20 protein-coding genes are annotated in these 25,314 nt (G+C 72.5%); 4 read left to right on the top strand and 16 right to left on the bottom strand.

The genetic code is table 11. The features are described from left to right. Positions 1-123: 123 nt before the first annotated feature. The 4 genes from ACZ5CZ_RS08230 to ACZ5CZ_RS08215 all read right to left on the bottom strand — a co-directional run bounded on the left by ACZ5CZ_RS08230 (position 124) and on the right by ACZ5CZ_RS08215 (position 5,981). On the bottom strand, positions 124-2,445 hold the full coding sequence (locus ACZ5CZ_RS08230) for a GH92 family glycosyl hydrolase (protein WP_468940367.1): 2,322 nt from the start codon (positions 2,443-2,445) through the stop codon (positions 124-126). Positions 2,446-2,765: 320 nt separating this feature from the next. Then, entirely contained in the window at positions 2,766-3,986 is a 1,221-nt protein-coding gene (gene glgC / locus ACZ5CZ_RS08225; protein ID WP_385846126.1) for a glucose-1-phosphate adenylyltransferase, read from the bottom strand. A gap of 50 nt (positions 3,987-4,036) precedes the next feature. Then, positions 4,037-5,188, bottom strand: a complete 1,152-nt coding sequence (glgA, locus tag ACZ5CZ_RS08220) for a glycogen synthase (RefSeq protein ID WP_468940363.1) — start codon at positions 5,186-5,188, stop codon at positions 4,037-4,039. 40 nt (positions 5,189-5,228) lie between these two features. Then, positions 5,229-5,981 carry a (2Fe-2S)-binding protein gene (locus tag ACZ5CZ_RS08215; RefSeq protein WP_468940360.1) on the bottom strand — a complete coding sequence of 251 codons (753 nt, stop codon included), beginning with the start codon at positions 5,979-5,981 and terminating at the stop codon, positions 5,229-5,231. 269 nt (positions 5,982-6,250) lie between these two features. On the opposite strand from ACZ5CZ_RS08215, the gene ACZ5CZ_RS08210 reads away from it, so the two are divergent. Further along, on the top strand, positions 6,251-7,423 hold the full coding sequence (locus ACZ5CZ_RS08210; RefSeq protein WP_468940357.1) for a DMT family transporter: 1,173 nt from the start codon (positions 6,251-6,253) through the stop codon (positions 7,421-7,423). Here the strand turns inward: ACZ5CZ_RS08210 and ACZ5CZ_RS08205 are convergent. After that, a complete protein-coding gene (locus ACZ5CZ_RS08205; protein WP_468940354.1) occupies positions 7,413-8,540 on the bottom strand; it encodes a transglycosylase family protein in 1,128 nt (375 codons plus the stop codon). The two genes, ACZ5CZ_RS08210 and ACZ5CZ_RS08205, sit on opposite strands and share 11 nt — an antisense overlap. A 272-nt stretch (positions 8,541-8,812) precedes the next feature. Here ACZ5CZ_RS08205 and gndA point away from each other — a divergent pair, with 272 nt between their 5' ends. Continuing rightward, positions 8,813-10,252, top strand: coding sequence for an NADP-dependent phosphogluconate dehydrogenase (gene gndA / locus ACZ5CZ_RS08200; protein ID WP_385846133.1), 1,440 nt, complete (start codon positions 8,813-8,815; stop codon positions 10,250-10,252). Between the two features lie 1,454 nt (positions 10,253-11,706). Here gndA and ACZ5CZ_RS08195 read toward each other — a convergent pair. After that, positions 11,707-12,051: a GNAT family N-acetyltransferase gene (locus ACZ5CZ_RS08195; protein WP_385846342.1), complete on the bottom strand. Its 345-nt coding sequence runs from the start codon at positions 12,049-12,051 to the stop codon at positions 11,707-11,709. Positions 12,052-12,084: 33 nt separating this feature from the next. Beyond that, complete coding sequence (gene panD / locus ACZ5CZ_RS08190; RefSeq protein ID WP_468940349.1) at positions 12,085-12,504, bottom strand: aspartate 1-decarboxylase; 420 nt, start codon at positions 12,502-12,504, stop codon at positions 12,085-12,087. 759 nt (positions 12,505-13,263) lie between these two features. Here panD and ACZ5CZ_RS08185 point away from each other — a divergent pair. Together ACZ5CZ_RS08185 and ACZ5CZ_RS08180 are read left to right on the top strand one after the other, a co-directional pair. Beyond that, entirely contained in the window at positions 13,264-14,079 is an 816-nt protein-coding gene (locus ACZ5CZ_RS08185) for a class I SAM-dependent methyltransferase (RefSeq protein WP_385846340.1), read from the top strand. Next, complete coding sequence (locus tag ACZ5CZ_RS08180; RefSeq protein ID WP_468940347.1) at positions 14,076-15,383, top strand: salicylate synthase; 1,308 nt, start codon at positions 14,076-14,078, stop codon at positions 15,381-15,383. The genes ACZ5CZ_RS08185 and ACZ5CZ_RS08180 overlap by 4 nt, the downstream gene beginning before the upstream one ends. Before the next feature lie 305 nt (positions 15,384-15,688). Here the strand turns inward: ACZ5CZ_RS08180 and ACZ5CZ_RS08175 are convergent, their stop codons facing one another. The 9 genes from ACZ5CZ_RS08175 to dnaK form a co-directional block, all read right to left on the bottom strand. Beyond that, on the bottom strand, positions 15,689-15,859 hold the full coding sequence (locus tag ACZ5CZ_RS08175; RefSeq protein WP_468940344.1) for a hypothetical protein: 171 nt from the start codon (positions 15,857-15,859) through the stop codon (positions 15,689-15,691). Between the two features lie 190 nt (positions 15,860-16,049). Continuing rightward, positions 16,050-17,873: an FAD-dependent oxidoreductase gene (locus tag ACZ5CZ_RS08170; protein WP_468940342.1), complete on the bottom strand. Its 1,824-nt coding sequence runs from the start codon at positions 17,871-17,873 to the stop codon at positions 16,050-16,052. Continuing rightward, entirely contained in the window at positions 17,873-18,136 is a 264-nt protein-coding gene (locus tag ACZ5CZ_RS08165) for a UBP-type zinc finger domain-containing protein (RefSeq protein ID WP_385846335.1), read from the bottom strand. The genes ACZ5CZ_RS08170 and ACZ5CZ_RS08165 overlap by 1 nt, the downstream gene beginning before the upstream one ends. Before the next feature lie 5 nt (positions 18,137-18,141). Next, the gene (gene trxA / locus ACZ5CZ_RS08160) at positions 18,142-18,588 is read right to left on the bottom strand and encodes a thioredoxin (protein ID WP_468940340.1); all 447 of its coding nucleotides are present in this window, start codon (positions 18,586-18,588) and stop codon (positions 18,142-18,144) included. Beyond that, complete coding sequence (gene clpB, locus ACZ5CZ_RS08155; RefSeq protein ID WP_468940338.1) at positions 18,585-21,224, bottom strand: ATP-dependent chaperone ClpB; 2,640 nt, start codon at positions 21,222-21,224, stop codon at positions 18,585-18,587. The genes trxA and clpB overlap by 4 nt, the downstream gene beginning before the upstream one ends. After that, positions 21,215-21,622 (bottom strand): chaperone modulator CbpM, encoded by a 408-nt coding sequence (locus tag ACZ5CZ_RS08150; RefSeq protein ID WP_385846331.1) that lies wholly within the window; start codon positions 21,620-21,622, stop codon positions 21,215-21,217. The genes clpB and ACZ5CZ_RS08150 overlap by 10 nt, the downstream gene beginning before the upstream one ends. Continuing rightward, positions 21,619-22,572, bottom strand: a complete 954-nt coding sequence (locus ACZ5CZ_RS08145) for a DnaJ C-terminal domain-containing protein (RefSeq protein ID WP_468940335.1) — start codon at positions 22,570-22,572, stop codon at positions 21,619-21,621. The genes ACZ5CZ_RS08150 and ACZ5CZ_RS08145 overlap by 4 nt, the downstream gene beginning before the upstream one ends. Positions 22,573-22,578: 6 nt before the next feature. Next, the gene (locus ACZ5CZ_RS08140) at positions 22,579-23,187 is read right to left on the bottom strand and encodes a nucleotide exchange factor GrpE (RefSeq protein ID WP_468940332.1); all 609 of its coding nucleotides are present in this window, start codon (positions 23,185-23,187) and stop codon (positions 22,579-22,581) included. 8 nt (positions 23,188-23,195) lie between these two features. Next, positions 23,196-25,097: a molecular chaperone DnaK gene (gene dnaK / locus ACZ5CZ_RS08135; RefSeq protein WP_468940329.1), complete on the bottom strand. Its 1,902-nt coding sequence runs from the start codon at positions 25,095-25,097 to the stop codon at positions 23,196-23,198. Between the last annotated feature and the right edge of the window lie 217 nt (positions 25,098-25,314).

Here is a 25,314-nt window from a genome sequence, read left to right as displayed (position 1 = left end):
GCGACGGATGCACAGCAGTCAATCCCTGTCCGCCGATTACGGTCAAGTACGATCAAGTTACGCACCGTTAACGGCGGATTAAGTCCCGCCCCTGGAACGGGGCGGAACTCGGCAAACAGCTGGTCACCTCAGTACGGGCGGGGCCGCCTCGGGTGACGTACCCCACTCGGACGGGCGCGGGCCGACCGTGAACGCGAGGGAGCGCAGCGAGCGCAGCGCGCCCGTCGTCACATAGGTCCGTGCCTGCGGCCGTCCGTCGGCGCGCACGTCCTGGATGTAGCGGTCGGCGGCGGAGGTGCCGGGCGCCGTGACCGTCAGCCGGCCGCTCGGCCACCAGCGGCGGTCGAGGGCGAGGTCGACCCGGTCGAAGACCGGGGTGGACAGGCCCCAGGTGTCGTAGCCGGGCTGGATCGGGAACAGGCCGATGGACGACAGCACGTTCCACGCGGACATCGTGCCGAGATCGTCGTTGCCGGTCATCCCGGTGGGACCGTCGGTGAACAGGGTCAGGGCCGCGTGCACGACATCGGTGGTCTTCCAGGGCCGGCCGGTGGCCAGGTAGGTGTACGGCGCGATGAGGTCGGGCTCGTTCATCGGGTTGTACACGGCCGCGTTGTAGTAGGCGTACGGGTCTCCGTGCACCCACACCTCGCGGGCGGTGCGCGCCGGGTCGGCGAGCAGCCGGTCGTAGGCGAAGAAGCGGTCGAGGCGCTGGTTCGCGGCGCTCCTGCCGCCGATCAGGTCGATCATGCCGGGCAGGTCCTGCGGGACGAGCCACTGGTACTGCCAGGGCGTGCCCTCGTGGAAGCCGGTCCCGCGGGCCGGGTCGGCCGGGCCGGTGAAGGCGCCGGAGGCGTCGCGCGCCCGGAAGAAGCCGGTGGCCGGGTCGAAGACGTTCCGGTAGTTGCGCGACCGGGCCGCGTACCGCGCGGCGTCCCCCTCGTGGCCGAGACCGCGGGCCATCTGGGCGAGCATCGCGTCGGCGAGGGCGTACTCCAGGGTGACCGAGCCGCCGTGGTGGTAGTCGGAGTCGCCCATCTTGGCGTACGGGCGGTCCTTGATGTACGGCGCGAACCCGTGCTCGATGTACTCGGCGTTGGCCTCGCGGCCGATGCCCGGGTAGTCGGCGGGCGGCACCCCGTCGGCGTTCTTCCGGAGCACGCGGTAAGCCCGCTCCTCGAACCCCTTGAGCAGGCCCGTCTGGTAGGCGGTGGTCAGGAAGGGGGTGACCGGGTCCCCGCTCATCACGTTCGTCTCGACCGGCCCGTACCCCCACTTGGGCAGCCAGCCGCCGTCCTCGTCGACCGCGAGCAGCGACCGGGCCATGTCCCGGGTCTCGCGCGGCGCGAGCAGCGCGAGCAGCTGGACCTGGGTGCGGTAGGTGTCCCACAGCGACCAGTTCTGGTAGTACGTGTAGCCGTCCGCGTGATGGGTGCGGCGGTCCCAGCCGGTGTAGCGGCCGTCGGCGTCGCTGCCGACGTTCGGCGCCAGGAACGACCGGTACAGCGAGGAGTAGAAGGTACGGCGCAGGGTGCCCGTGCCGCCCTGGACCCGCACGGCGGAGAGCCGCCGCTCCCACTGCCCGCGCGCCCGTTCGCGCACGGCGTCGAAGGAACGCCCGCCCTCGGCCCGCAGATTGGTGGCGGCGCCGCGCGCGTCGACGTACGACAGCGCGGTGGTCGCCTCGACGGTGCGGTCCCCGGTGGTGTCGAAGCGGACGTAGGCGCCGCCCGTCCCGCTGCGCGCGCCCGGGGTGACGGCCGGGCCGTCCCAGGTGCCGTACGCCGTGAAGGGCCGGTTGAAGCGGGTGACGGTGTACACGGTGTACGGGCCGGTGTCCCGGCAGAAGCCGTGGCCGGTGATCTCCGTGCGCACGGTGCGGTCGTCGAGGATCTCGACCCTGCTGCCGCCCGGCTTGTGCAGTGCCTGGGCCGCGTTCAGCAGGACGTTGGCCTTGTCGGTGGCGGGGAAGGTGTAGCGCTGCACGCCGGTGCGCGCGGTCGCGGTCAGTTCGGCGCGGATGCCGGAGGCGAGGCCGACGCGGTAGTAGCCGGGGCTCGCCTCCTCGTCCCGGTGCGAGAAGGCGGCCGCGTACCGGGCGGCGTCCGTCTGGGTGACCTCGCCGGTGGTGGGCAGGACGGGCAGGTCGCCGCCGATCCGGCAGCCGACGCCGGAGAGGTGGACGAGGGAGAAGCCGCGGATGCGGTCCTGGGTGTAGTCGTAGCCGGTGCTGTGCCCGGTGTCCGGGGAGAGTTGGACCATGCCGAAGGGCACGGCCGCGCCCGGGAAGGTGTTGCCCTCGTTCTGGCTCCCGATGAAGGGGTTCACCAGGTCGGCGAGGTGGCCGTCGGTCCGCTCGGCGGCCCGTGCGGCGGGGGTGGCGATCAGCGCGGACGCTGCCATCACCCCGGCCAGGCACAGCCGTGTGCGCCGGGTCCCTCTCATGTCGGATGACCTCCGGAGGTTCGACATCGTTGCCTGCATCCTGAGGGCCGGGCGGCGCAAACCCGGGCAACCGACAGGAATCACACGGAACGCGTCGCCCGCACCGGGCGCGCCCATGGCGAGACAACCTCCGTACGCACGGGACCTGAGCCCCGCGAGGAACCACCCGAACATGCCGCAGCCGCCGCCCAGTTGGGCCCGGGAGGACCGTGCGGAACTCCCCGGTCCGGACGCGGCACACGGGCGCGACGGCCCCACGACCGTGCTCGCCTGCCTGGCCGAACCGGCGGACCGCGGGGTGGACGGCGGCCGGCCGGGGCTCAGGGGACCCGCTGGCCCTTCCCCAGGGCGATCACCCCGCCCTTGGAGACCGTGTACAGCTCGGCGTCCCGCTCCGGGTTGACGCCGATCGTCGCGCCCGGCGGAACCTCCACGTTCTTGTCCAGGACGGCGCCCCGGACCACGGCGCCGCGGCCGATGTGCACGTTGTCGTGGAGCACCGAGCCCTGGACGACCGCGCCGGGGTCGACGCGCACCCCGGGCGAGAGCACCGAACGGGTGACCTGGCCGCGGATCAGGCAGCCCGCGCTGATGATGGACTCGCCGGCGATGCCGCCCGCGTTGAAGCGGGCCGGGGACAGCTGGCCCGAGTGGGTGTAGATGGGCCACTGGCGGTTGTAGAGGTTGAACGCGGGCCGCTCGGCGATGAGGTCCATGTGCGCCTCGTAGTAGGCGTCCAGCGTGCCCACGTCCCGCCAGTAGCCCTGGTCGCGGGTGGTCTCGCCGGGCACGTGGTTGTCCTCGAAGTCGTACAGCCCGGCCTCGCCGCGGGCGGTGAGCCGGGGCAGGATCGAGCCGCCCATGTCGTGCACGGAGCTCTCGTCCTCGGCATCCCTGTGCAGCGCGTCGATCAGCGCCTTGGTGGTGAAGACGTAGTTGCCCATCGAGGCGAACACGGTTTCGGGGTCGTCGGGCAGCCCGGGCGGGTCGGCGGGCTTCTCCAGGAAGCGCTCCACGGTACGGCCGTCCGAGCCCGGTGTGATCACCCCGAACGCGGAGGACTCCGCGCGCGGCACCCGGATGCCGGCGACGGTCACCCCCGCGCCGCTCTCGGCGTGCTGGGCGATCATCTGCCGCGGGTCCATGCGGTAGACGTGGTCGGCGCCGAACACGGCCACGAACTCGGGCTGTTCGTCGTGGACGAGGTTGAGGGACTGAAGGATCGCGTCGGCGCTGCCCAGGTACCAGCGCGGGCCGAGCCGCTGCTGGGCCGGGACGGGGGTGACGTAGTTGCCGAGCAGGCTGGACATCCGCCAGGTGGTGGTGATGTGCCGGTCCAGCGAGTGCGACTTGTACTGGGTCAGCACACAGATGCGCAGGATGTCGGCGTTGACGAGGTTGGACAGCACGAAGTCGACGAGCCGGTAGGTGCCGCCGAAGGTGACCGCGGGTTTGGCACGGTCGGCGGTCAACGGCATCAGGCGCTTGCCCTCCCCGCCCGCCAGCACGATCCCGAGCACCGAAGGCTTTCCACGACGCATGGCCGCTCCCCTCACCCTGCTTGAACCATGGCTGCCCCGCGCAGACGGCGCTACGCCTGCTTGAGGACGTCCTCGTAGAGCGCCGCGGTACGGCGGGCCACCGCGTCCCATCCGAACTCCCCGGCCGCGCGCTCCCGTCCGGCCTCGCCCATCCGCCGGGCCGCGGCCGGATCGCCGAGCACGGCGTCGAGCGCCCCGGCGAGACGCGCGGGGAAGGCGTCGTCCATGTCGACCAGCACGCCCGTACGGCCGTCGTCCACCACCTCGGGTATCCCTCCGACCCGGGAGGCGACGACCGGGGTGCCACAGGCCATCGCCTCAAGGTTGACGATGCCGAGCGGCTCGTACACCGAGGGACAGACGAACACGGCGGCGTGCGTGAGGAGTTGGACCACCTCGGTGCGCGGCAGCATCTGCGGGATCCAGAACACCCCCGCGCGCACCCGGCCCAGTTCGGCGAACAGCTCCCGGAACTCCCGGTCCAGCTCCGGTGTGTCGGGCGCGCCGGCGCACAGCACGATCTGGACTCCCGGGTCGATGTCCCGTACCGCGCGCAGCAGGTGGGGCACGCCCTTCTGCCGGGTGATCCGGCCGACGAACAGGACGTACGGGCGGGTGGGGTCGATGCCGTGCCGGAGCAGGGCGTCGGTGCCGGGATGGGGCCGGTAGAGGCGGGTGTCGATGCCGTTGTGGACGACGTGGACGCGGGCCGGGTCCAGGGCGGGGTAGCACTCCAGGATGTCCGCGCGCATGGCGCCGGAGACCGCGATGACCGCGTCGGCCGCCTCCAGCGCGGTCCGCTCGGCCCAGCCGGACAGCGCGTAGCCGCCGCCGAGCTGCTCGGTCTTCCAGGGGCGCAGCGGCTCCAGCGAGTGGGCGGTCGCCACGTGCGGGACGCCGTACAGCAGCTTGGCGACATGGCCGGCGAGGTTGGCGTACCAGGTGTGGGAGTGGACGAGTTCGCGGCCCTCCAGCGCGGCGGCCATGGCGAGGTCGACCGAGAAGGTGCGCAGTGCGTCGTTCGAGCCGTCGAGGGCGGCCCAGGGGCGATGGCGTACGACGCCCACGCCGCGGCCCTCGCCCCAGCAGTGCACCTCCAGGTCGACCAGGGCGGCCAGTTCCCGGGCGAGGAACTCCACATGGACACCGGCGCCGCCGTACACGTCCGGGGGGTACTCCCGGGTCAGCAGTCCCACTCGCACCCGACAACCCCCTGGTCTCGGCGGCAGGTTCCTCTCATGGTCACCCAGATGCGGCGCCCGGGGAAGAGCGCGGGGGCCGGGTGAAGCAGCAGTCGCCGCAGACCCCGCCGCCGGGCACCCGGTAGTACAGGCAGCAGCTGCGGCGGCGGAACGCCGTCCCGGTGCGGGTGCCGGTGGCGCGCAGCAGCGGATGGGCGAAGAGTTCCGCGGTGAGGCCCTGGGTCCTGGCGGCGAGGTCGGTACGGCCGTGGGCGCGGGCCCAGCGGTCCAGTTCCCGGGCGGTCGCGGCGAGCGCGGAGCCCGCGTTGCCCCACAGCAGGCCCGCCGCGACGCCGTGACGGCCGGTCAGGGCCTCGGCCAACGGCTCCAGATGGCCGTGCAGCACGGCGTCGGCGAGGCCGGCCGCGTCCCCGGGGAGCGGGCGCACCTCGGTGAGCCACAGGTCGTCGGGGGCGGAGGCGAGCGGGTCCCAGCGCAGCAGCCGCGGGTCGAGGTCGGGCAGCCGGCCGTACCGGACGGCGCAGCCGAGGGCCGCCGACCACAGCCGGGCGGCCAGCCCCTGCTGCCCGATGGACGCGGCGACCCGCGGCTCGGTGGTGCGCAGCCGGCCGGCGACGGTGGTGACGCGCAGCGTCAGCGGGTCGCCGTACCCCGGCACCGGCACGCCCGCGTAGGCCTCGGCGAGGGTCGGCAGCGCACCGGGGTGCTCCCCCGCGGGGGCGGTGGTGCGCAGCACGAAGAAGCCGCCCAGCGGGCGGAGTGCGGCGAGTTCGGGATCGAGGTCGAGGTCCACGACAGGTACAGGTACCAGGCCGGGCGGTGGCCGCGGGCGCCGGGTCCGCGCTCACCCTTGCGGCCGCCGCATCGGTGCGGGCGGGTGAGCGGCGCGGATCCGCACCCAAAGGATGATCACCGGGCCGGTGTACTCCATCGGCAGTAGGAGGCATTGTGTGCTCAGGTACGACGACGGGAGGGGGCGCGGGCGGGCAGAGTGTGCGCCATGGAAGCCGACCGTACGCCGTGCCGGGCTCTGGGCCCACGCCCCCCGCAGGAGAGACGCCGATGAGCGCCCTCGCGTTGTCCGTGCTGCTGTCGTTCGTGTCCGCGCTCGCCTACGCGGGCGGCGCGATCGTGCAGGAGCGGGTCGCGGTGTCCTCTCCCGGCGGCGCCTGTCTGCCGCTGCGCCGGCCGGGCTGGTGGGGGGCGCTGGCGCTCAACGGCGCCGGTGGCGTGCTGCATGTCGTCGCGCTGGCCTACGGCCCGCTGAGCATCGTGCAGCCGCTCGGCGCGCTGACCATCGTGCTGGCGCTGCCGCTGTCGGCGGTGTGCGTCGGGCGCCGGGCCGGGGCGACGGCCTGGCGGGGGGCGGTCATGGCCACGGTCGGCCTCGCCGGACTGCTGTCCCTGGTCGGTTCCTCCGGCGAGCACTCCCTCGGCGCTCCGCAGCGGTTGGCCGTCGCGCTGCTCACCGGCGGGGCGGTGGCGGCGCTGCTGTGCGCGGGGCTGGCCGCGCACCGGCATCCGGCGGTCCGCAGCGTGCTGCTGGCGACCGCCGCCGGTACGGCGTTCGGCAGCTCGTCGGTGTTCACCAAGACCGCCGCCGTCGACTGGGCGAGCGGCTTAGGCGGCCGCGAGCTGTTCTGCTGCGCGGTCATCGCCCTGTTCGCCATCGCCGGTGTGCTGCTGTCGCAGGCGTCGTACCGGGGTGGTGGGCTGGCCGCCCCGCTGGCCACGCTGACCGTGGCCAACCCGGTGCTGGCCGCCGCGGTGGGCATTCTGATGTTCGGTGAGTCGTTCCGGTACGGCGCCACCGGCACCCTGCTGGCACTGGGCTGCGGGGTGCTGGCGGCGGGGGGTCTGATCATGCTGACGACGGAGCGGATCGAGGCCACCGCCGAGCCCTCGGCGGCGGTGCCGGTGTCCGTGGAGGTGCCGGGGCAGCGGACGGCGCCGGGGACGACAGGGGCGTCGGCCGGGCGCGGCAGGGCGGCGGACGAGCCGCACGGGCCCGCCGTACGGGAGGAGTTGCGCGTCCCGCCCCCGGGCGAGAACGGAGACTGGGACGCGAACGGGAACGGGGACGGAGGCGAGGACGGGAACGGGGACGAAGGCGAGGACGGGTACGGGTACGGAGTGGACGCGGCCGACGGCGAGAAGCCGGCCGGCCGCGTATCGGGCGTGCCGTACGTCCCCGAGCCGACGCCGCCCCGGCACCGGGCGCGGGTCAGATCCTGACGCCGTGGGCCCGGAGGTAGGCGAGCGGGTCGATGTCCGAGCCGAACGCGGGTCCGGTGCGCACCTCGAAGTGCAGGTGCGGGCCCGTGACATTGCCGGTGGAGCCGGAGCGGCCGATGCGCTGGCCGCCGGTGACCCGCTGGCCGACCCGCACGGAGATGGCCGACAGATGGGCGTACTGGGTGTAGCGGCCGTCGGCGTGCCGGATCTCCACCTGGTAGCCGTAGGAGCCGCCCCAGCCCGCCGCCACCACCTGCCCGGCCTCCGCCGCCCGCACCGTGGTGCCGGTCGGCACGAGGAAGTCGACGCCGGTGTGGTACCCCTTCGACCAGTGCGAGCCGGCCACCCGGTAGCCGGTGCCGATGGGCGCGTCGACCGGGGCGACGACGGTGTGGCCGGGGGTCCGGGGCCGGTGCGGGGTGGTCCTGTGCCCCGCGTGCTCCTTCTTCCCGGGTGACGTGGGGCCGGCCGTCGGGGTGCCGCGCAGGCTGAGCCGCTGCCCCGGCAGGATCAGGTCGGGATCGGCGCCGATGGTCGCGCGGTTGCCCGCGTAGAGGCCGCGCCAGCCGCCCCGGACGTGGTGGCCGTCGGCGATCCCGGAGAGGGTGTCGCCGGGCACGACCGTGTACATCTCGGCCCGTCCCGCGCGCGACTGGGGGGTGGTGTGCGGCTGTACGTCCTTCACTGAGCTGCTGCCGGCCGGGTGGGCCGCGACGGTCTCGGTGTGCGCGCCGCCGCCGTCCCTGGTCAGTCCCGCGCGCACCGAGCACACCGGCCAGGCGCCGGGTCCCTGTCCGTCGAGGACCTTCTCGGCGACGGCGATCTGCTCGCCCCGGCCGGCGAGGTCGGCGCGCGGCGCGTACCGGGTTCCGCCGTACGCCTCCCAGGTGGACTGGGTGAACTGAAGGCCCCCGTAATAGCCGTTGCCCGTGTTGATGCCCCAGTCGCCGCTGGACTCGCACGCGGCGACCTTGTTCCAGGTGGCCGCGTCGGCGGCGTCGGCGCTGCCCGCGGCGACCAGCGGGAGGGCGAGGCCGGCGCCGCCCGCGGTGACGGTCAGTGAGGCGCGGTTGATCCTGTTCGGCTGGAACCGGCGATGCCGGCCGCGTACGGCCATGTCCGATTATCCCCTCGGCATGCGTCAGGAGGGGCCACAGCCAACCACCGCGAACAGGCCATGACAAGAGAACAATCCGGCCTCGTGCGCGGTCCAAGTGGCCGGGAACGCATCCTCTTTGACCGGCTGCCCCGAAGACTGAGGCCAGAAGCGGTGCTTCCCGTATGTGTGTGGGGCGGGTCGGATGTGCGCTCGCCGGGACGGCACGCCAGGATGGGCGAGGGCCCGTACTGACGGAGCCGTAGTCACCAAGCAGCCAGGGAGCAGGCGGTATGAGCACTTCAGCGCAGATCGGCGTCACCGGCCTCGCGGTCATGGGCCGGAATCTGGCCCGGAACTTCGCGCGCAACGGCTACACGGTCGCCGTGCACAACCGTACGGCGGCGCGGACGCGGGCGCTGGTGGAGGAGTTCGGGCACGAGGGCGAGTTCGTCGCCGCCGAGACCGCCAAGGAGTTCGTGGCGGCGCTGGAGCGGCCCCGGCGTCTGGTGATCATGGTCAAGGCGGGTGAGCCGACGGACGCGGTGATCCAGGAGTTCGCGCCGCTGCTGGAGCCCGGCGACATGATCATCGACGGGGGCAACGCGCACTTCGCGGACACCCGGCGCCGGGAGCGGGAGCTGCGCGAGCACGGCATCCACTTCGTGGGCACCGGCATCTCCGGCGGCGAGGAGGGCGCACTGCACGGGCCGAGCATCATGCCGGGCGGTTCGAAGGAGTCGTACGACTCGCTGGGCCCGATGCTGGAGAAGATCTCCGCGAAGGCCGCGGACGGCGCGCCGTGCGTGACGCACGTCGGTCCGGACGGCGCCGGGCACTTCGTGAAGATGGTCCACAACGGCATCGAGTACGCCGACATGCAGCTGATCGGCGAGGCGTACCAGCTGCTGCGGGACGTCGCCGGCTACACCCCGGCGCAGATCGCGGACATCTTCCGCACCTGGAACACCGGCCGGCTGGACTCCTACCTGATCGAGATCACCGCCGAGGTGCTGTCCCATGTGGACGCGGCGAGCGGCAAGCCGTTCGTGGACGTGGTGGTGGACCAGGCGGAGCAGAAGGGCACCGGCCGCTGGACGGTGCAGATCGCACTCGACCTCGGGGTGCCGGTCTCCGGTATCGCGGAGGCGGTCTTCGCCCGCTCCCTGTCCGGCCACGCGGACCTGCGGGCGGCCTCGCGCGGTCTCGCCGGCCCGAAGGCGAGCGCGCTGAGCGAGGCGGAGGCGGCGGCCTTCGCGGACCGGGTGGAGCAGGCGCTGTACGCGTCCAAGATCGTGTCGTACACGCAGGGCTTCCACGAGATCGCGGCGGGCAGCGCGGAGTACGGCTGGGACATCGACCTCGGTGCGGTGTCCTCGATCTGGCGCGGCGGCTGCATCATCCGGGCGGCCTTCCTGGACCGCATCCGCGCCGCGTACGACGCCCGTGCCGACCTGCCGAGCCTGCTGTCGGACGAGACGTTCGCCCGCGAGATCGCCGAGGCGCAGGACGACTGGCGCGAGGTGTTGATCGCGGCGGTCCGCCAGGGCGTCCCCACGCCCGGCTTCGCCGCGGCCCTCGCCTACTACGACGCGCTGCGGGCCGAGCGGCTGCCTGCGGCGCTGACGCAGGGCCAGCGGGACTTCTTCGGCGCGCACACCTACCGGCGTGTGGACCGCGAGGGCGCGTTCCACACGCTGTGGGGCGACGACCGGTCCGAGGTGTCGGCGTAGGGCCCCTCGTCCGTCGGCGAAGGTCTCAGCCGAGGGGCGGTCCGGGCTCGGGGTTCGGTACGGGCTCGGGCCCCGGCGGAATGGGGGACGGCGAGGGTCCCGGGGGCACCGGAGGCGGAGTCGGCACCGGACCCGGTTCGGGGGGCGTCGGACCGGGACCCGGTGCGGGGGGCGTGGGTTCCGGGCCGGGTCCCGGTGCAGGAGGTGTGGGTTCCGGGCCGGGTCCCGGCGGGGTGGGCTGCGGGCCCGGCTCCGGCGGCGGGACCGGGGTGGGGTACGGGTCCGGCGGGGTCGGATCCGGTCCCGGGGCGGGTCCCGGTGTGGCGGGGTCGGGGTACGGCGTGGTCATCGGGTCCTCCGGGCAATCGCTGGACATCGCCTCTGGACTACTCCCCCGCCTACCCGAGCCCCGCTCCCCCACTCATCCCGAGGCAGCATCGAAGGGGGCCGGGTGGGTGGGGGCGGTGGCCGGGGCATGGGGCCGGTGGCCGGGGAAACACGGGGCCGGAGACAGGGCCGGGACCAGCGACCGGGGATCCAGGGCGGTGGCGAACACATGGCCGGCGGCCCGGTCGGAGATCAGGGGCGGGGGCCCCGGTCGGAGATCAGGAGCCGGGGGCCGAGCCGTGGACCACAGGCAGGCCGAGGCCAAGACTCCGCGAGCACAGGCCGAGAGGCCAAGGACCACGGGCGGGAACACCGGGCAGAGGCCAGGAGCCGGGGGCCGAGCCGTGGACCACAGGCAGGCCGAGGCCAAGACTCCGCGAGCACAGGCCGAGAGGCCAAGGACCACGGGCGGGAACACCGGGCAGAGGCCAGGAGCCGGGGGCCGAGCCGTCGACCACAGGCAGGCCGAGGCCAAGGGCCGCGAGCACAGGCCGAGAGGCCAAGGACCACGGGCGGGAACACCGGGCAGAGGCCAGAGGCCGGGGGCGGGCCCAGGGCCACAGGCAGGCCGAGGCCAAGACTCCGCGAGCACAGGCCGGGAGGCCAAGGACGACGGGGCGGGAACACCGGGCAGAGGCCAGAGGCCGGGGCCGGGGCCAGGGCCACGGGCCGGAGACCAGGGGCCCGGTGGACCGAGGAGCACGTGCACAACGCGCGACCCAGGGGCTGGGCCGAGGGCCACGGGCCGAGGCCAATGATCGGAGCCAGGGCCAGAGACCCGGGGGCCGGGGCAAGGAGCGGCCGAGAACCTCGGGCCAGCGACCAGGGCTAGTGGTCCGGGGCCGCGGGCCGGGGGTCAAGGAGCCGGGACCCGGGGAGGGTGGCCCGAGGGCAGGGATCGCCAGCCGGAGCCAGGGGCACGGGCCGAGGAGCCTGGGCCGGAGGCCGAGGGCGGTGAGCCAAGAGCCGGGGCCAGGGTCGTACACGAGTCGGAGGCCGGAGCGGCGAGCCAACGGCCAGGGGGAGGGGAGCCCGGGTCGGCTTGGGGGGCTTCCCCCGGTTGGCGGTCAGAATCGGTCGGGGTGGGCCCGCAGCCAGTCCTTCGCGGCTTCGCGGAGGGCAGGGTCGGCCGGCGGGGCGGTCTCGGGGTGGCGTTCGGCCCACTTGGCGACGTACGGGCACAGCGGCACCACCGGGACGCCCTCACGCTCGGCGAGGGCGTACAGCTCGCGGGCGAGCGAACCGGCGATGCCCTGCCCCTCGTGTGCGGGCTCGACGATCGTGTGCACCGGGACCAGGGCGCGCGCGGGCGACTCCAGGACGAAGTACTCGACACGGCCGACGACGTCACCGTCGCCGACGGCCTCCAGGCGGCCCGCCGCCCGGTCGTCGCGGATCTCGATCTCGCTCATCGGCACGCACGCTCCTGGTCCTGGGGCTCCGCGTCAGCCGCGTACGGCCTGCGGGCTGCGCTGCTGCTCGGTGCCGGGCACCGGCTCGGACGGGTCGGCGCCGAGGGACACGATCCGGTTGCCGCCGTCCACGTGCACGACCCGCGGCTTCAGCTCCCGCGCCTCGGCGTCGGTGACCTGAGCGTAGCTGATGATGATCACCAGGTCTCCCGGATGCACGAGATGGGCCGCGGCCCCGTTGATCCCGATGACACCGGACCCGCGCTCGCCCTCGATGACGTACGTCTCCAGCCGGGCGCCGTTGGTGATGTCGACGATGTGCACGAGTTCCCCGGGCAGCAGGTCGGCAGCGTCGAGGAGGTCGGCGTCGATGGTCACGGATCCCACGTAGTGCAGGTCGGCCTGGGTGACGGTGGCACGGTGGATCTTGGACTTGAACATGGTACGCAACATCGGGGCACTCCCACAAATAGGCTCCCTGCCTGCGTTTTTGCAGGTCAAGGGCTGTTTTCACACCCTACAACGAGTCGTACTTTCGGGCAGCTCTCCCCAGGCTTTCCAGGACTCATGCTGACCAGTTGCCGACTTTTGCGACGTCCCGCCAGGTGATGGGAGGAAGACTTCGCCCGCTCTCCCGTCCCCCGGCGACGACGACCCAAGCCTACGCAGCACCCCCTCAAGGGCATCCGTGACGGCCGTCACTCGGGCGGCCCGGAGAGCGGTCAGAGGCGGCGGCGCCCGACTGGGAGCCGGCGGGCTTCAGCCGCGGTGTCGACTGGCGACGGACCGCGCCGCGCCACCCCACCCGCAGCCACCCCGGCGACCTCGCCCTGGACGACCTCGCCACCCGCCGACACCGCTGAACAGGACCAGGGCCCGGACCGGAACCCGTCCAGGGCCCCGGGGCCGGGCGGTGCGGCGTTCCTCCGGGGCGCGGCGGTAGCAAAAGTAAACGCGATTCCCTTTTGTTCGGCTGCCAGTTCGACCGGACGCCAGCGAGTCAGGGAAAGGGCGGAAATTCATTGACAGACTGTCACATGTGCTGGAGCCTGAGCGCGGGAGCAGCGGATGCCACCGACATCCGTACCGGGAATGCGGTCCGGTCCGGCCTGTTCCGATCGGATTCCGCTGCCCCGATGATTCCCCGTGCTGACGCCGCGCACCGGGAATTCCTGCACAACCAATTTCCTTGGTCATCATCGGAGGCCGGCCATGGGCCGCTATCTCTTCGACAGCGCGGATGCGCAGACCGCCGGCCGGTTCGCGGCCCTCGAATCCTGTTTCGACGCGGCCTCCCGGCGCCAGTTGGAACTGACCGGGATCGCCCCGGGCTGGAGATGCCTGGAAGTCGGCGGCGGCAGCTCCTCGCTGGGTGACTGGCTGGGCGAGCAGGTCGGACCGCACGGCGAGGTGACGGTCACCGAACTCGAACCGCGCTGGGCCGCCACCCGGCCACGCCCCGCGCAGGTGCGCCTGCTGCGACACGACATCGTCTCCGACCCCCTGCCCGGCGAGGACTACGACCTCGTGCACGCGCGCCTGGTGCTCCTGCACCTCCCGCAGCGGCTCGACGTGCTGGACCGGCTGGCCGCGGCCCTGCGCCCGGGCGGCTGGCTGGTGCTGGAGGAGTTCGACTGCAGCTGGACGCCCGTGCTGGACGCGCCCGACGAGACGTCCGTGGCCCTGTTCGAGAAGGTCCACACCGCCCTGATGGACCTCCTCGCCGAAGCGGGCGCCGACCCCCGGTGGGGCAGCCGCGTCCTGGGGGCCATGGCCCGGGCCGGCCTGCGGGAACTTGCGGCCACCACCTACGCGCAGGCCTGGCCCGGCGGCAGCGAGGGCATCTCGCTGCACCGCCACAACACCGCGCAGGTCGCCGACCGCCTGGCCGCCCGCGGGATCGCCCCGGGCGAACTGGCCGCGTTCCACGGCCTGCTGAGCGACCCGGCGTTCGTCGTGAACTCCTACCCTCTGATCAGCGCACGCGGCCGCCGCCCGGGTCCGAACGACGAGGACCTCCCACGATGACCCGCCACCGCTACCTGGAAGCCCGCCTCCCCCTGGCCGAGGACCCGCTCCTGCTGATGACGCGGCTGGCCCGCAGCCGCCTGTTTCACCCGTACGTGGTGTACGAGAACCAGTGCCACTGGTCCTTCGCCGGCGGCGCCCTGGCCACCGTCCGGCTGACGGGACGTCAGGCCCGGCAGCTGAAACGGGTCGGGGAACTCCTGGACCGCGCGCCCGTGGCCGACTGGCGGGCCTACGGATGGGCGGCATTCGAACTCGGCGCGGTCCTGGCCGGAACCGCCCCGGCGGGTCCCGAACCCCTGCTGCACCTGATCGTGCCCCGCACCGAGGCACGGACCGACGGCCGGGAGATCCTGCTCCGCAGCACCGACCGGGCCGGGCTGGACGAATTGATCGGCCTGGTCGATGCCCACGGTGCTGCGGCCCCGCCCGAACCGTCCGCACGCCTCGACCTCCCGGTGGAGGACACCGGCAACTACCGGGCCGCCGTGGCCGCCGCCCTGACGGAACTGCACGGCCAGGGCCCGTTGAAGAAAGTCATCCTCTCCCGCCGCCTCCCCGTGCCCGCCCCCGTCGACCTCTTCGCCACCTACGTCGCCGGACGCCGGGCCAACACCCCGGCACGCTCCTTCCTGCTCGACCTCGGCGGCATCCGCGCCGCCGGCTTCAGCCCCGAGACGGTCGCCGAGGTCACCCCCGACGGCCGCGTCACCACCCGCCCCCTGGCCGGCACCCGGGCCAGGACCGGCACCGGCCCCGACGACGCCCGGCTGCGCGCCGAACTCCTCGCCGATCCCAAGGAGATCCACGAACACGCGATCTCCGTCAGACTCGCCCTCGACGACCTCTCCACCGTCTGCGACAAGACCCAGGTCGACGACTTCATGACGGTCCTGCCCCGCGGCACGGTCCAACACCTCGCCTCCACCGCCACCGGCCGACTGCGCCCCGGCCACGGCCCCTGGGACGCCTTCGCAGCGCTCTTCCCCGCCGTCACCGCCACCGGCATCCCCAAAGCCTCCGCCTACCCCCTGATCCGCGCCCTCGAAGGCCACCCCCGCGGCCTGTACGCCGGCGCGGTCCTCACCCACGACGCCGACGGCACCCTCGACGCCGCCCTCGTCCTGCGCACCGTCTTCCAACAGGACGGCCGCTGCTGGCTCCAGGCCGGCGCGGGCATCGTCGACCAGTCCCGCCCCGAACGCGAACACGAGGAGACCTGCGAGAAACTCCGCAGCGTCGCCCACCACCTCGTCCCCCACAACCCCGCCGCAGACAGCACCATGGATCGACCGGCCCGTTGACCGCGCGGCGGAGACCCGCCGTCGGCGCACAGACGCGTTCAGCGCGGCGGGCCCAGAACCCGACAGCGCGATGGACACAGTACGGCGCCGGCCGAGCGGACTTCCCACAGGTCCCGCACCCGGCCGCGACCTTGCCGACCAGCACCTCCAGCGGCACCCCTCGACGATCGTGGCGGCCCGGTCCGGGTTCGCCCAGGATCTGCAGGCATTGTCACTGCGGGCCCGGTCGGGACATCGCCAGGCGGGTCCTTGTCGCGTGCGCCGCACTGCGCACCCGCACCCTGCGCCCGGCACCGGACCGGCCCTCAGCAGTGGTCGCTCCGCTGCGGATCGCCGCCGTCGACCTCCACCGCACCGGCGGCGACCTCCCGCTCGCCCCCGACGGCAGCCGACTCCTGCGCATCACCACAGACGCCCACATGCCAGATCTTGGACTTCAGAGAAGCGGGCGAAGAGTTGGGGCTGGAGCGCGTCACCGTCCTCGGACTCCGACACGTCCGCGTGAGGCGTCCACGCGACCGCCGGTGCCGCGCCCACCGTCGACTCCAGCAGGCCGCTCACCTGGTTGAGCAGTTCGTCGAACTCGGCCAGAGGATTGCGAGGGGGTGGGCGCCCAGAGGGCCATGCCTCCTTATTGCTTCTCGTCATCCCATCGTCCGCCGTTCGTCATGCGAGCCATGCGGACTCCTTGTGACGTAGGCGTGGGGAGACGTCCGAGTGGCCCGCGACAGCCGGCGTGCCCGTGGTGCCGGGTACGGCCGAGTGCCCCAGGTGCCGGTGCACGAAGTGGATGGCCATCGCGCCCTCACCGGCCGCGGAGGCCACCCGCTTCACCGAGCCGCTACGGACGTCCCCTACCGCGAAGACCCCGGGCAGGCTGGCCTCCAGGGTCATGCACGAGCGCCCGCGGCCGTGCCACACCTCGGGGGAGGCGCAGGCTTCCTGGGCCTCCGGCCCGGTGAGGACGAAACCGCGGGAGTCGAGGGCGATGATGCCGGCGAGCCACTCGGTGTGAGGTTCGGCGCCGGTGAAGACGAACAGGCTCCGCGCCGCGAGCCGGCGGTGCCCGCCCGTGCGGTTGTCGACCGCGTCGATCTCCTCCAGCACGTCCTGGCCGATGACCTCGGTGACCTCGGTGACCTCGGTGTGCAGCATGACCTCCACCCGCGGATGGCGCTCGACCTGGTCGACCAGGTACCGGGACATGTTGGCCTCCAGGCCGGCTCCTCGGACCAGCAGGTGCACCTTCGGCGCGTACCCGGCGAGGAACAGCACCGCCTGGCCCGCCGAGTTGCCTCCGCCGACGACGGCCACCGGGTCGGTGCGGCACTGCTGGGCCTCGTAGACGGTCGCCGAGTAGTGCACGCTCGTTCCCTCCAGGCGTTCGATGCCGGGCACCTGGAGCCGGCGGTAGCGGGCACCCATGGCCAGGACCACGGCGCGGGCGGCGATCTCGCTGCCGTCGGCGAACGCCACGACATAGTGGTCGTCGTCCTTGGGATGGAGACCGCTCGCCTCCAGTGGAAGGCTGATCCCGGCGCCGAATTTCTCGGCCTGGAGCACCGCGCGTTCGGTGAGTTCGGCGCCGGAGATGCCGGAGGGGAAGCCGAGCAGATTCTCGATGCGGGAGGAGGTGCCGGCCTGGCCGCCGGCGGCCATCGCCTCCACCACCGTGGTGCGCAGCCCCTCGGAGGCGGCGTACACGGCGGCAGCGAGGCCGGCGGGTCCGGAGCCCACGATGAGGACGTCGCCGTGACGGTTTCCGGCGTGGAGTGACGGCAGCCCGATGAGCCGGGCCAGTTCCGCGTTGCTGGGGTTGCGCAACAGGGTGGTGTCCCGCCAGATGACGAGTGGTGTCTCCGCCGGGCCGACGCCGAAGCGGCGCAGCAGCTCCTCGGCCTCCTCGTCGGTCTCCAGGTCGATCCAGCGGTGCGGCAGCCGGTTGCGTACGGCGAACTCGCGCAGCCGTCTGGTGTCGGGCGAGTAGCGCGAGCCGATGATGCGGAAGCCGGCGCCCTGTCCGACGAGCAGCGCACGACGGCACAGACAGGCGCGCAGCACGACGTCCCCGATGGTGGAGTCCTGGGACACCAGGTGGCGCAACCGGTCCAAGGAGACGACGAGGACCTCGCCGGGCTCCCTGGCGACAGCGGTGTAGAAGGCCACTTGTCCGTACAGCAGGCCGAGTTCGCCGATGAAGCGACCGGGGCCGTGCACGCGCAGCACGTGCTCCTCGGGAGTGCCGTGGTCCTCGACGACGGCGACGGTACCGCTGAGGACGACGAAGAACGTCTCGCAGCGCTCGCCCTCCCGGATCAGCACGTCGTTCGGAGCCATGGTCCGGCGTTGCCCGTGCTCCGCCAGACGTGCTGTCTGGTCCTCCGTGAGGCGCGGGTACGCGCCGTAGATGTCCGGGGTCTCCCAGAAGGCGGCCGCGTACGCCTTCTCCGGCACCGGCTCTTCGCCCGGCAGCGGCTGGTCGCCGGACATCAGACGAACGCCTCGTGAACGTAGCACCAGCGCCATTCCTCGCCGGGCTGGAAGGACTGCACGATCGGATGGGCGTCGGCAGCTGCGTGCCTGCGCGCGTGCTTGTTCGGCGAGGAGTCGCAGCAGCCGACGTGCCCGCAGGTCAGGCAGAGCCTCAGGTGGACCCACGGGGAGCCGAGCGCCAGACACTCCTGACACCCTTCCGGGGTCAGCGGCTGGACCGGCCGGACGAGCGCGAGGTGGGGGTCTGCGTGCAGGGTCATCCGGATCACCCTTTCCGGGCGGTGATCGACTGCTCCACCCACTGGCGCAGAGCGGGGGCGGGCGCCGCCCCCGCCTGCCGGGCGACCGTCTCGCCCCGGTCGAGGATCAGCAGTGTCGGTACGGCCTGGACCTCGAAACGCCGCGACAGTCGCGGGTTCTTGTCGACGTCGACCTTGACGAGTTTGATGCGGCCGGCGAGATCGGTGGCGACCTTCTCCAGTGCGGGGCTGACCATGCGGCAGGGGCCGCACCAGGTGGCCCACAGGTCGACCACGACGGGGACGTCGGCCCGCTCGGCGACCTCGGTGAAGTCGTTGTCGCCCGCGTCCACCATCCACGGCAGAGGCTGCTTGCAGTGGCCGCACCTGGGGCGGCCCACCGCGGCCACGGGCACCCGGTTGGTGCGCCCGCAGTGGGGACAACTGACGGTCGTCGCCTGCATCGTGCTCATGCCGCCCGCGCTCCCTTCACGTCCTCGGGCTGGTCGTAGGTGACCACCAGCTCTCCGTGTTCGGCGTCGACGCGGACCGTCGCGCCGTCCTGGACGTCACCGCGCAGCAGGGCGCGCCCGACCATCGTCTCGACCTCGTGGGAGATGTAGCGGCGCAGCGGCCGGGCGCCGTACACCGGGTCGTAGCCCTGGTGGGCGATCAACTCCCGGGCAGCTTCGGTGAGTTCGACGGTGATGCGGCGTTCGGCGAGTCGGCGGCGCAGCTCGTCGAACTGCAGCTCCACGATCCGCTCGATCTGCCGCTCGCCGAGCGGCTTGAACAGCACGATGTCGTCGACGCGGTTGAGGAACTCCGGGCGGAAGTGCCCGCGCAGCTCGCCCATCACCAGGGCGCGGGCGTCCGGCTTGATCTCGCCCTCGGCGGTGGCGCCGTCGAGGAGGTGCTCGGAGCCGATGTTCGACGTCATGATGATCACGGTGTTGCGGAAGTCGACGGTACGGCCCTGGGAGTCGGTGATGCGGCCGTCGTCGAGGACCTGCAACAGGGTGTTGAAGACATCGGTGTGCGCCTTCTCGATCTCGTCGAACAGCACGACCGAGTACGGCTTGCGGCGTACGGCCTCGGTGAGCTGGCCGCCTTCCTCGTAGCCGACGTATCCGGGGGGTGCGCCCATGAGCCGGCTGACGGTGTGCCGCTCCTGGTACTCACTCATGTCGAGGCGGACCATGTTCTCCTCGGAGTCGAACAGGGCCGCCGCGAGGGTCTTGGCCAGCTCGGTCTTCCCGACGCCGGTGGGGCCGAGGAAGATGAACGAGCCGATGGGGCGGCGCGGGTCGCGGATGCCGGAGCGGGCGCGGATGATGGCGTCGGCGACGAGTTCGACGGCCTCGTCCTGGCCGATGACGCGCTCGCGCAGGATCTCGTCGAGGCGCAGCAGCTTCGCGCGTTCGCCCTCCTGGAGACGGGCGACGGGGATGCCGGTCCAGGCGGCGACGATCTCGGCGATCTCCTCCTCGGTGACGACCTCGCGCAGCAGCCGGTTCTTCCCTTGTTTGGTGGCCAGTTGCTCCTCCTCGGCCTTCAGCCGGCGCTCCAGGTCCTGGAGGCGGCCGTAGCGGAGTTCGGCGGCGCGGTTGAGGTCGTAGGCGCGTTCGGCCTCCTCCGCCTCGTGGCGGACCTGCTCCAGTTCCTGGCGTAGTTCCTGCACGCGGCGGATGGCCTGCCGTTCGGCCTCCCACTGGGCGTGTTTGGCGTCTGCCTCGCCGCGCAGGTCGGCCAGTTCCTTGCGCAGTTCCTCCAGACGAGTTCTGCTGGCGGCGTCGGTCTCCTTGGACAGGGCCGCCTCCTCGATCTCCAGGCGGGTGACGCGGCGGGTGATCTCGTCGAGTTCGGCGGGCATCGAGTCGATCTCGGTACGCAGCCGGGCGCACGCCTCGTCGACGAGGTCGATGGCCTTGTCGGGCAGGAACCGGTCGGTGATGTAGCGGTGGCTGAGGGTGGCCGCGGAGACCAGTGCGGTGTCCTGGATCTTCACGCCGTGGAAGACCTCGAGGCGTTCGCGCAGTCCGCGCAGGATGGAGATGGTGTCCTCCACGCTCGGCTCGTCGACCAGGACCTGCTGGAAGCGGCGTTCGAGGGCGGCGTCCTTCTCGATGTGCTTGCGGTACTCGTCGAGGGTGGTGGCGCCGATCATGTGGAGTTCACCGCGGGCGAGCATCGGCTTGAGCATGTTGCCCGCGTCCATGGCCCCTTCGGCGGCGCCCGCGCCGACGACGGTGTGGAGTTCGTCGACGAAGAGCAGGATGCGTCCCTGGGCGGCCTTCACCTCGGACAGCACGGCCTTGAGGCGTTCCTCGAACTCGCCGCGGTACTTGGCGCCGGCGACCAGGGAGCCCATGTCGAGAGCGAACACCGTCTTGTCGCGCAGGCCCTCGGGGACGTCGCCGCGCACGATGCGCTGGGCCAGGCCCTCGACGATGGCGGTCTTGCCGACACCGGGATCTCCGATCAGGACGGGGTTGTTCTTGGTCTTGCGGCTGAGGATCTGGGTGACGCGGCGGATCTCCGCATCACGGCCGATGACCGGGTCCAGCCGCCCGGACCGGGCCTCGAGGACGAGATCGCGGCCGTACTTCTCCAGAGCCTCGTAGGCCACTTCGGGGTTGGCGGAGGTGACGCGCTGGTTGCCGCGCACCTGGGTGAGCGCGCTCAGGAACGAGTCCCGGGTCACGCCGTGCTCCTTGAGCAGGCGTCCGGCGGCGGTCGCCGAGCCCTCCTCGGCCAGGGCGAGCAGGAGGTGCTCCACGGACACGTACTCGTCCTTGAGGCGTTTGGCCTCCCGCTCGGCGGCGTCGAGCAGGCGGGACAGGCGCTGGGTGACGAAGACCTGGCCGGGTGCCGCGCCGGGACCGGTGACCTTCGGGCGGCGGGAGAGTTCCTCGCGCAGGGCCGCGCGCAGCTCCTTCGGCCCGGTGCCGGCCTGTTGCAGCAACCGTGGGATCAGACCGTCCTCCTGATCGAGAAGCGCGAGCAGCAGGTGTTCCCCGTCGACCTCGGTGTGCCCCATGCCGACGGCCGCGCTCTGGGCCTCCTGGAGGGCTTCCTGCGACTTCTGGGTGAGACGGTTCATGTCCATGGGGGTGTTTCACTCCTCGTGCCGCGGCCGCGCAGGGCGGCTTCGAGCAGGCTGATGCGGTCGAGCAGGTCGAGCACCAGGCCGATGGATGCGTAGTTGAGGCAGAGTCCGGTGCGCAGCCGCTGGATACGGGCGAGCACCGCCGGGGCCGTGGGATCGAACACCAGTCGCCCCGCGGAGTCGCGCTCGGCGTCGACCAGGCCGAGGGCGACGAACCGGCGGATCAGCTCGGGGTGGAGGCCCGAGCGAAGGGCCACGGCGGCCAGGGAGAGCCTGGGGACGGGCACGAGCGCGTACCGGACAGCCGTCGAGGCCGTGATGTCGGCGCCCCTTCGTACCTGACGGGCTCCCACGTCGGCCCGGCCGATGCCTCCCGCTCCCGCGGGTCGGTCGTTCATCGCGTCCTCCTGGGGTCGAACGAGGAAGTGGCGGCGAGCTCCTCGAACAGCTCGCGCTCCCGGTCGCCGAGGGCGGGAGGCACCATGACGCGAAGTTCGGCGTACAGGTCGCCGCTCGCGCCCCGCGGATTCGGCATGCCCTCGCCGCGCAGCCGCAGCCGCCGGCCGCTGGACGAGCCCGCGGGCACCGTGACCTTCGCCGTGCCGCCGCCGGGCGTGGGCACCGGCACGGTCGCGCCCAGGGCCGCCTCCCAGGGGGCGACCGGGACCTGGACGTGCACGTCACGGCCGTCCAGCCGGAACCGGGGGTGGGGCTGGATGCGCACCCGCAGGTACAGGTCGCCCGCGGCCGCGGCACCACTGCCCTGGCCTCCCTCACCCGCCAGCCGGATGCGCTGCCCGTCGGTGACGCCCGGCGGCACGTCGACCTCGTACCGCCGCGGCTGCCCGGTGGGGCCGGCCAGTGTGACGGTGCGACGGCCGCCTCGGTACGCCTCCTCGACGGTGAGCGGCAGTTCGGCCTCCTGGTCCGCTCCGGGGACGCCGCCTCGGGCGGCGCCGGCTCCGAACATGGAGCCGAGCAGGTCCTCGATGTCGATGCCCTCCGCGCCGAAGTCGCCACCGAGGCCGGTGGTGTAGCGGACGCGAGGGCCGCCCGCGCCTGTGGTCCTGCGAGCGCGGAAGCCGCCGCCCGCTCCGGCAGCGACCCGTTCGTCGAAGTCCTCGGGGATCCTGCGGAAGTCCTCGCCGAAGCGGTCGTAGCGGGCCCGGGTCTTGGGGTCGGACAGGACGCCGTACGCCTCGTTGAGGTCCTTGAAGCGTTCCTCCGCGCCAGGGTCCTTGTTGACGTCGGGGTGGTACTTGCGGGCGAGCTTGCGATATGCCTGCTGGATCTCGTCCTGGCTCGCGGTCCGCGACACGCCCAGCACCTCGTAGTGGTCCCGTGCCATCGCCGGTCACTCCCGCTTCGCGACCGTCACGGCGGCGGGCCTGAGCTGCCGCTCACCGTCCCCGTAGCCGGGGCGCAGCACCTCGACGACGGTGCCCGGTGGGGCGTCGGGGTCCTGGACGACGCCGACCACCTCGTGCCGCGCCGGGTCGAAGGCGACACCGCTCTCCGCGTGCCGCGGGTAGCCGAGCAGTTCGAGGACGTTCACCGCCTGGTCGCGTACGGCCCGGACGCCCTCCACGATCGCGCCCGGATCGGCGCCGGCGTGGGTCAGGGCGAGTTCGAGGTTGTCGAGGACGGGCAGGAAGGCGGCCGCCGTGCGGGACCGCTCTGCCGCCCGTTCGCGATCCAGCTCCCTGGCGTGACGCTTGCGAAGGTTGTCGAGGTCGGCGAGGGCACGCCGCCAGCGGTCCTCCAGTTCCTGGATCGCGGTCGTGTACTCGTCCTCGGCAGGCGCGGGACCGGCGGCATCGGGCCCCGGTTCGCCGTTCGTCGCGTCGGACCGGGGCGGCCCCGGTTGGGGCAGATCCCCGCGAGGACCAGGCCCGGCGCCTGCCGGGACCTGCGCGCCCGGATCCGATGCGGCCCGGTCGGGTTCCTGGGGGTGGGTGGGCATGGCGCGCCTCAGCCCTTGTCGAACTCGGCGTCGATGACATCATCGTCACCGCCACCGCCACCCGTGGGACCGCCGGTGGCGCCGTCCTGGCCGGGACCGCCGTCCGTGGCGGCGGCGCCCTGATGGGCCGCCAGCCCGGCGAACACCTGCTGGAGTTCGGAGGTCAGAGGCCGCACGCGCTCCACGCCCGCCTCTTCCTTGACCGCCGCCCGGGCATCGGACACGAGCATCTCGGCACGTGCCTTCTCGTGCGCGGGCGCTGCGTCGCCCAGTTCGGCGAGGCGCTTCTCGACCTGGTACGCGACGGCGTCGAGTTCGTTGCGGGCGTCGACGGCCTCCCGGAGTGCCTGGTCCTGGCCCTGGTTGCGCTCGGCCTCCTGGACCATGCGCTCGACCTCACTGCGGTCCAGGTTGGAGCTCTCGCTGATGGTGATGCCCTGTTCCTTGCCGGTGTCCCGGTCGCGGGCCTTGACGTTGAGGATGCCGTTGGCGTCGATGTCGAAGGTGACCTCGATCTGCGGTTCGCCCCGCGGCGCAGGCCGGATGTCGGTGAGCTGGAACCGGCCCAGCACCCGGTTGTCGGCGGCCCGCTCGCGCTCGCCCTGGAGGACCACCACATCGACGGCCGGCTGGTTGTCCTCGGCGGTGGAGAACGTCTCGCTGCGGCGCACCGGGATGGTGGTGTTCCGCTCGATGATCTTCGTCATCACTCCGCCGCGTGTCTCCACGCCCAGCGACAAGGGGGTGACGTCGAGCAGCAGGACGTCCTTGACCTCGCCCTTGAGCACCCCGGCCTGGATCGCGGCGCCCAGGGCCACGACCTCGTCGGGGTTGACGCTCATGTTGGGTTCCTTGCCGCCGGTCAGCCGGCGGACCAGGGTCTGGACGGCGGGAATGCGGGTGGAACCGCCGACGAGGATGACCTCGTCGATGTCGCTCTCGCCGACCTTCGCGTCGGCCATCGCCTGCTGCACCGGTCCCAGGCAACGCTCCACCAGGTCGCCGGTGATCTGCTCGAAAGTGGACCGCATGATCGAGTCGGTGAGGTGCTTGGGGCCCGCGGCGTCGGCGGTGATGAACGGCAGGCTGACCTGCGTCTGCGTCACCGAACTGAGCTCGGTCTTGGCCTTCTCCGCCGCCTCGAACAGTCGTTGCAGCGCCTGCGGGTCCTTGCGCAGGTCGATGCCGTTCTCCTTCTGGAAGCCGTCCGCGAGGTAGTCCACCAGACGCCGGTCGAAGTCGTCGCCGCCCAGGTGGCTGTCCCCGGCGGTGGAGCGCACCTCCACCACGCCGTCGCCGACGTCGAGGATGCTCACGTCGAAGGTGCCGCCGCCCAGGTCGAAGACGAGCACGGTCTCGTGCTCCTTCTTGTCCATGCCGTACGCGAGGGCGGCCGCCGTCGGCTCGTTGATGATCCGCAGCACCTCCAGTCCGGCGATCCGTCCGGCGTCCTTGGTGGCGGTCCGCTGGGCGTCGTTGAAGTAGGCGGGCACCGTGATGACCGCCTCCGTGACCCGCTCCCCCAGCTGCTTGGACGCGTCGTCGGCGAGTTTGCGCAGCACCTGTGCGCTGATCTCCTCAGGCGCGTACAGCTTGTCGCGCACCTTGAAGCGGGCCGCCCCGCCGTCGCCCTCGACGACGTCGTACGCCACCGCCCTGGCCTCGTCGGAGATCTCGTCGTAGTGCCGGCCGATGAACCGCTTGGCCGAGTAGATGGTGCCCTTGGGGTTGAGGATCGCCTGGCGCCGGGCCAACTGGCCCACCAGACGTTCCCCGGTGTCGGTGAAGGCCACCACGGACGGTGTCGTGCGGTTGCCCTCGCTGTTGGGCACGACGGACGGCTCGCCGCCCTCCCACACGGCGATCACCGAGTTGGTGGTGCCCAGGTCGATGCCCACTGCCTTGGCCATGAGGAACTCCTCCCGGTGCAGCGCCTGCGTCGACTCTCCGGATCACGTTCGTTCAGACAGAGGCGGGACTCCGCCGGTTTCCCACCGGTGCGCGCGGAGCGTCTCGAGCACTCCCCAGGGTGACGAACCGGGTGGCTCCACGCCTGCGCCTGGCGAGTCAGGAATGCACGGGTCCGGTCACCCCACGAGTACGAGAGAAAGAACCCACACGTGTCGG

The organism is Streptomyces sp. NPDC031418, from assembly GCF_055581605.1.
This window is presented reverse-complemented; position numbering and strand designations above follow the sequence as displayed.